This window comes from Cobetia sp. (genome assembly GCF_983723665.1).
The window spans coordinates 2,392-10,135 of record NZ_CFDJES010000087.1 but is presented as its reverse complement, the minus strand read 5'-3'; the positions used below and the strand labels follow the sequence as shown (position 1 = coordinate 10,135).

Below are 7,744 nucleotides of genomic sequence, written 5' to 3'. Positions count from 1 at the left end.
TAAACAAGAAGACGCCTTCGTGGCGTGAACCACGAAGGCGTCTCCCGTTACTGCATTTCGCCACTGGTGGCGTGCGCCAGCCTCATCGACCGAGGAGGCCGAGTCGCTGGCGCGTCACGTCGCTCAGTCAACCCAGCGACGGGCATTGCGGAACATGCGCAACCAGGCGCCATCCTGCTGCCAGTCGTCCGGACGCCAGGAGTTGGTGACGGCACGCGCCACGCGCTCCGGGTGCGGCATCATGATGGTCACGCGACCATCATCGGTGGTCAGACCGGTGATGCCGGACGGCGAGCCGTTCGGGTTGGCCGGATAACGCGTGGTGGTCTGGCCGTAGTTGTCGACGTAACGCAGCGCGACCTGGCCGCTGCTCTGCATCTTGCGCAGGTGAGCGCTGTCGCGGAACTCGGCACGCCCTTCGCCATGCGCGATGGCGATCGGCAGGCGCGAGCCTTCCATGCCATCGAGGAACAGCGAGGCGCTCTTCTCGACTTCGACCATCGCGACACGCGCCTCGAACTGCTCGGACTCGTTGCGCACGAAGCGCGGCCAGGCCTCGGCACCCGGGATCAGCTCCTTGAGCTGGGAGAGCATCTGGCAACCGTTGCAGACGCCCAGCGCGAAGCTGTCGTCACGGTTGAAGAAGCGCTCGAACTGTTCACGCGCACGCGCATTGAACAGCACCGACTTGGCCCAGCCGCCGCCGGCGCCCAGCACGTCACCGTAGGAGAAACCGCCACAGGCGACCAGCCCCCGCATGGTGTCCAGATCGACACGCCCTTCGAGGATGTCGCTCATGTGGACATCGACGGCCTCGAAACCGGCACGATCGAAGCTTGCCGCCATCTCGAGCTGACCATTGACGCCCTGCTCGCGCAGGATCGCCATGCGCGGACGTGCACCGGTGTTCAGGTACGGCGCCGCGATGTCCTCATTGACGTCGAAGGTAGCCTGGGCGGTCAGGCCCGGATCACGCACGTCGTTGATGGACTCGAATTCGCTCTTGGCGCAATCGGCGTTGTCACGTGCGGCCTGCATGCGATAGCTGGTCTCGGCCCACAGGCGCTCGGCGCTGGCGCGGGTGGTGGAGAGCAGGTTCTGGCCCAGCAGCGTGATGTTGATCTGCTCATCGGCACGCGGCGTGGCGATCACGCCACTGTGCTCGAGGCCCACGGCCTTGAGCTCGGCGAGGATAGACTCGGTATGCTCGCGACGCACCTGCACCACGGCACCCAGTTCTTCGGCGAACAGCGCGCCGGTGGCCTGACCCGGCTCGGCGGCGGTCCAGTCGAGGGAGATGTCGAGACCGACACGTCCCGCGAAGGACATTTCCATCAAGGTGGTCAACAGACCACCGTCGCTGCGGTCGTGATAGGCCAGCAGCTTGCCTTCGACGTTGAAGCGCTGGATGGCCTCGAAGAAGTGCTTGAGGTCTTCGGGCTTGGCAAGATCCGGCGCTTCGTTGCCGACCTGACCATAGACCTGCGCCAGCGCGGAGCCACCGAGACGGTGAGCGCCATGGCCGAGATCGATCAGGATCAGGTCCGTCTCCACGGCCTCGCCATTCAGCGTGCGACGCAGCTGCGGCGTGAGAGTACGCATGGCATCGGTGACCGGCGCGAAGCCTGTCATCACCAGCGACAGCGGCGCGGTGATCGACTTGTCTTCGCCGTTCTCGTCCTGCCAGGCGGTGCGCATGGACATGGAGTCCTTGCCGACCGGGATGGTCAGGTCCAGCGCCGGGCACAGCTCCATGCCGACGGCGTGGACGGCCTCGTAGAGCGCCTGATTCTCGCCGGTGTGATCGGCAGCGCTCATCCAGTTGGCGGACAGCTTGATGTCAGACAGCTTGGCGATCGGCGCGGCGGCCAGATTGGTGATCACCTCGGCCACGGCCAGACGCGCGGACGCCGCCGGCGAGATCAACGCGACCGGGGTACGCTCGCCCATCGCCATCGCTTCACCGACATGGCTGTCGAGGGAGCTGGTGGTGACGGCGCAATCGGCCACCGGCACCTGCCACGGACCGACCATCTGGTCGCGCGCGACCATGCCGGTGATCGAGCGGTCGCCGATGGTGATCAGGAATTTCTTGGAGGCGACGGTGGGCAGCTGCAGCACACGGGTCATCGCTTCGCGCGGGTCGAGGTTGTCGAGACCCAGCGCCGGCAGCTCCAGCGTCTGGCGCTCGAAGCTGCGTGACATCTTGGGCGGCTTGCCGAACAGCACGTCCATCGGCAGATCGACCGGACGCGTATCGAAGTGACCATCCTTGACGATCAGCTCGTGCTCCTCGAGGGCTTCACCGACCACGGCGTACAGGCAACGCTCACGCTCGCACAGGGCTTCGAAGGTGGCCAGATTCTCCGGCGCCACCGCCAGCACGTAACGTTCCTGGGATTCGTTGCACCAGATTTCCAGCGGGCTCATGCCGGATTCGGCGCTCGGCACGGCGCGCAGGTCGAACAGGCCACCGCGACCGCCATCCTTGACCAGCTCCGGCAGTGCGTTGGACAGACCGCCCGCGCCGACGTCGTGGATGAAGCAGATCGGGTTCTTGTCATCCAGCGCCCAGCAGCGATCGATGACTTCCTGCACGCGACGCTCCATCTCGGCGTTGTCACGCTGCACGGAGGCGAAATCGAGGTCTTCGCTGGAGCTGCCGGAGGCCATGGAAGAGGCAGCACCGCCGCCCAGACCGATCAGCATCGCCGGGCCGCCCATCACGATCAGCTTGGCACCGACCGGAATATCGCCCTTCTCGACGTGCTGACTGCGGATGTTGCCGTAACCGCCGGCGAGCATGATCGGCTTGTGATAGCCGCGACGCTCGATACCGCCGGCACCGAAGGCATCCTGCTCGTAGGTACGGAAGTAGCCGTTGAGGTTGGGTCGGCCGAATTCGTTGTTGAACGCAGCGCCACCGATCGGGCCTTCGAGCATGATGTCGTAGGCGGTCTTGATGCGCTCCGGCTTGCCGTAGTCGTGCTCCCACGGCTGTTCGAAGCCCGGGATACGCAGGTTGGAGACGCTGAAGCCGGTCAGACCCGCTTTCGGCTTGGAGCCGACACCGGTCGCGCCTTCATCACGAATCTCGCCACCGGCACCGGTCGCGGCGCCCGGATAAGGGGCGATGGCGGTCGGGTGGTTGTGGGTCTCGACCTTCATCAGGATGTTGATCGGTTCCTGATGGTAGCGATAGATGTGGCCTTCGCCTGTCGGGAAGTAACGCCCGGCAGTCGGACCTTCCATCACGGCGGCGTTGTCACTGTAGGCGGACAGCACGCCATCCGGATGATGCTGGTAGGTGTTCTTGATCATCTTGAACAGCGAGTGCGACTGCGCTTCGCCGTCGATGGTCCAGTCCGCATTGAAGATCTTGTGGCGGCAATGCTCGGAGTTCGCCTGAGCGAACATCATCAGTTCGATGTCGGCAGGATTGCGGCCCAGAGTCTTGAAGGACTCGACCAGATAATCGATCTCGTCATCGGCCAGCGCCAGCCCCAGGCTACCGTTGGCCTTGGCCAGGGCTTCGCGGCCACCGCCGAGGATGTCGACATGGGCAAGCTTGGCAGGTGCCTGATGCTGGAACAGACGTGCCGCGTCCTGAGTACGGGTCAATACCGTCTCGGTCATGCGGTCGTGCAGTCGGGAGGACAGCGTGGCGAAGAGCTCTTCGCTCAGGGGCGCGTCCAGCTTGATGCGGTAGGCGATGCCACGCTCGAGGCGGCGGACTTGCGGCAGGCCGCAGTTGGCGGCGATATCCGTGGCCTTGGAAGACCAGGGAGACAGCGTGCCGAGGCGGGGGATGACGAGGAAGAGATGTCCTTCCGGAGCGCTCTCGTCACGAGTGGGGCCGTAGTCCAGCAGGCGCTCCAGTGTTGTCCGATCGGAACTGCTCAGTTCACCATCGACCTCGGCCAGATGAAGGTACTCGGCATGAAGAGATTCCACCTCCGGCACCAGCTCGCGTAATGCAGCCAGTAGACGGGTGTGACGGAAGGCGGAAAGGGCAGGCGCGCCTCGCAGTTCGAGCATGGTCAGGGAAAGCCTCTGAAGCAGCGTGAACGGACAACCGCCAAACGGCGGCAGCAAGCGCATATCATACGTGAAAGGCGAGCCTTAACGAAGCCCGCAGGCGACATGCGTTGGATGACAGTGTGTTGAGCTGCCGGTATGGTGGAAGCCCTGCCGTGAATGATGCTGACGCATGCTCAAGACTTCGCCCTCTTCTCTCATTCCGCCCGTGCGACAGCTGCTGCGCCACGCGCGGCGTTTCCTCGTCGCGGCGCTGGCCCTCGCCTTGCTGATACTGCCCGAGCGTACCCTCATCGAGATGCCCACGCGGCTGGACGATGTCCGCGCGCGCGACTTCATTCAGGTCGCCACGCGCAATACCCCCACGACCTTCTATCGTGGCCGTCAGGGGCCTACCGGTTTCGAATACGAGCTGGCACGGGACTTCGCCGATTATCTTGGCGTGAGTCTGTCGATGGATTCCGAGCACAATATCGAGAGCCTGACCCAGAGCGTGCTCAATGATCAGGCCGATCTTGCGGCCGCGACCCTGCCGCTGGATCTCTCCGAACAGGACCTGCGCTTCTCGCGCCCCATCCTCGAATTGCAGGCGATGGTGGTCTATCGGCGCGGCATGCATCCGCCCAAGGAATTGAAGGATCTGGTCGGCAAGCGCATCGGCGTCATCAAGGGCGCCGGCACCAGCCTGGTACTGCGCGAAGTCCAGCAGGACATCCCCGAGCTCAGCTGGAAGGAAACCGGCGAGCTTGAGGTGGCGGACCTGCTGCAACGCATCGAGGAAGACAAGCTGGATGCGGCGGTCGTCTATGCCCATCAATTCAAGCTCAATCGCCTGTTCTTCCCCAATGTGGAGAACGGCTTCGACGTGGGCGATCCGCTGACCCTGGCCTGGGCCTTCCCCGCGCATGGCGACATCTCATTGCTGACCGCCGCCAATGATTTTCTCGAGACACGTCGCCAGGATGGCACCCTCGATCAACTGGTCGAGCGCTATTTCGGCCATGATGACTATCTCGAGTATGTCGGCGCACGCACCTTCATCCGCCAGGCACGCGACCGCCTGCCGCGTTATATCGACACCTTCAAGGAAGCCGCGCGCGAAACCGGTATCGACTGGAAACTGCTGGCCGCCACGGGCTATCAAGAATCGCACTGGCAGCCGAAGGCCACCTCTCCCACGGGGGTGCGCGGCCTGATGATGCTGACCAATGTGACGGCGCGCGAAATGAAGATCGCCAACCGTTTGGACCCCGTTCAGAGCATCGATGGTGGCTCACGCTATCTTGTGAGTATAAAGGGACGCTTGCCGGACGAGATCAAGGAACCGGATCGCACCTGGATGACGCTGGCAGCCTACAATGTCGGCCTGGGTCACCTGTTTGACGCCAGACGGATCGTGAAGATGAAGGGCGGCGACCCGAATCGCTGGAAGGATGTCCGCGAAGCCCTGCCCTTGCTGCAGAATCGTGAGTGGTACCAGAAAGTCCGTTATGGTTATGCACGCGGCGGAGAACCTGTCATCTATGTCCGCAATATCCGTCGTTATTATGAAATACTGAATTATGTTTACCGTAGCCAGCAGCAGTTCTATCAGCTGGATGAGCGTCCGATTACCGACGACGAAGGCGACAGCAATCCCTTCGATACAGTGCCTCCGATTCTCTGAGGATGGAGTTCGGACCGTCAGCACTCCGGTGCCTCAAGTGCACGCATCTTCACCACGCATCAAGAGCCTCTAAGGACAGGGAATGACACGCAGACTCGTCTTGATGTCGCTAAGCCTGATCGCGTTCGGCATCGCCTTGCTGGGGCTCTGGCCGTCTGCCGGCAATGAAGCCAATGCGCTGCTGCTGATGATGTTGACCCTGCAAGCCGCCGGCCAGGCTGCCTGGCATTGGCGCAATACCTCCCTCAGTCAGCTGTTCCTCAGCGCCTCATTGATCCTGAATATCCTGCTGATCTGCACCTTCCTGCTACCGGAAAGCTGGGTGGGGGTGGACCACTGGGGAGACCTGCTGATCAATCTGCCGGGCGATTGGCACATCGCCAATATCCGCCCGCCTATCCTGATCCTGTTCGCCTGTTTCGGCCTCACGACCTGCGCCCTGTTGCGCATGCGACTGGGATTCGGCTCTGCCATCCAGCTGACGCAAGTCACGCTGCTGTTGCTGTTTGCCATGATGTCCGACGCCAGTCTTTCCGTCGCCAGCATGGTGCTGGCAGGCCCGGAACGCATCACGCTGACCAGCTTCGTCAGTCTGCTGTTGATCGCTCAATGGATCGATCTACAGCCGGCATTCATGCAGATGTGGCGCCGCAATCTCATACCGCTGATCATTTCCTCCTCGATCACCCTGGTCTGTCTGCTCGCCTGGCAGCAGCAGAGCCAGGACGAGAACAATCGCATCAACCAGTCGACCTACGTACTGGGCGACAAGATCGCCACGGAGCTGTCTCGCGAGATCAACGACCAGCTCAATGCGATGCGGCGCTTCGCCGGTTTCTGGAGCCTGATGGGGCAGACACCGACGCGCGGAGAATGGCAGCGCCTGGCACGCAGCTATTACAAGGATTTCGATTACTTCCAGAACATCGCCTTCATCGATCCGGACAGCGTGGTTTCGCGCGTCTTCCCGGACAAGGGCCGCAATCATGATGTGCTGGGCGTACGCCTGCTGGATGCTCAACCGGACACTCCGCTGCGCAACCCGCTGGAACTCGGCATCGAGGGCCATACCGGCATCATCGACCTGATTCAGGGCGGCAAGGGCATGGTGTCCTACCTGCCGGTGCGCGATCCTCGTGATGGCACCATCCTGGGGGCGATCGCCATGGTGGTGGATCTAGCCCCTCTGCTCGACAGGGCCATGGACACGGCACGCAATGAGGCATTTGCGGTCACCCTGTCAGAGCGCGGCAACATCTATATCCATGTCGGCCCGGAAAGTCGTCTGGCGCCCTGGGGGCATCGCATCCCCATCGAACTGCCCGCCACCGACCTGACACTGGGCCTGCAGCCGACACAGCAATTCCTGGCGGCCACTCGTGGCCGTCTGCCGGAAGTGACGTTGCTGACGGGCATGCTGCTGGCCTACCTGCTCTTCCTCGTGATCTACATGTATCGCCGCGTCTCGCAGGAGCACGGCATCGTCAAGAATGCCAATGATGCACTTCGCGAAGAGATGGTGCGGCGAGAGCGACTGCAGAACGAGATCCAATGGCTGGCGCGTCACGACGAGCTGACCCAGCTGCCCAATCGTCGCTATTTCCTCGAGCAGGTGCAGAGCTTCAGCGGCAAGATGCCTCTGACGGTCATGATTCTGGATATCGACTTCTTCAAGACGATCAACGACAAACTGGGGCACTTGGAGGGAGATCGCTACCTGCAGAAGATTGCCGCCGTCTCACGGGCGCCCGTGGAGTCTGCCGGCGGCATACTGGCGCGCTTCGGTGGCGAGGAGTTCGTGGTGTGCATTCCGGAATGCCCGCGCGCGGTAGGCCGCACTCTGGCGGAAGAGCTGCGGCGTGCCGTGCAGGCTGCAGGACTGCCGCAGCCCGCTACGGACAGCGTCGTCACGGTATCCGTGGGCATGGCATGCGTGGCGCGCGCTCCATTGCGGCTGGATGCACTGCTGCAGGCAGCGGATGAGGCGCTGTATCGCGCCAAGTCCAGTGGTCGCAATCAGGTTCAGGTCGCCGCCTGACG

The 7,744-nt window shown here is 62.8% G+C and carries 3 protein-coding genes; 2 read left to right on the top strand and 1 reads right to left on the bottom strand.

The annotated features are described in order from the left end of the window. Positions 1-123 precede the first annotated feature (123 nt). Positions 124-4,038 carry a phosphoribosylformylglycinamidine synthase gene (purL, locus tag AC4FAH_RS09870; RefSeq protein ID WP_153636548.1) on the bottom strand — a complete coding sequence of 1,305 codons (3,915 nt, stop codon included), beginning with the start codon at positions 4,036-4,038 and terminating at the stop codon, positions 124-126. Positions 4,039-4,210: 172 nt separating this feature from the next. Between purL and mltF the strand changes: the two genes are divergently transcribed. Both mltF and AC4FAH_RS09860 read left to right on the top strand, forming a co-directional pair. After that, positions 4,211-5,704, top strand: a complete 1,494-nt coding sequence (gene mltF / locus AC4FAH_RS09865) for a membrane-bound lytic murein transglycosylase MltF (protein ID WP_082388806.1) — start codon at positions 4,211-4,213, stop codon at positions 5,702-5,704. An 82-nt stretch (positions 5,705-5,786) separates the two neighbouring features. Next, positions 5,787-7,742 (top strand): GGDEF domain-containing protein, encoded by a 1,956-nt coding sequence (locus AC4FAH_RS09860; protein WP_107335978.1) that lies wholly within the window; start codon positions 5,787-5,789, stop codon positions 7,740-7,742. Positions 7,743-7,744: the final 2 nt, after the last annotated feature.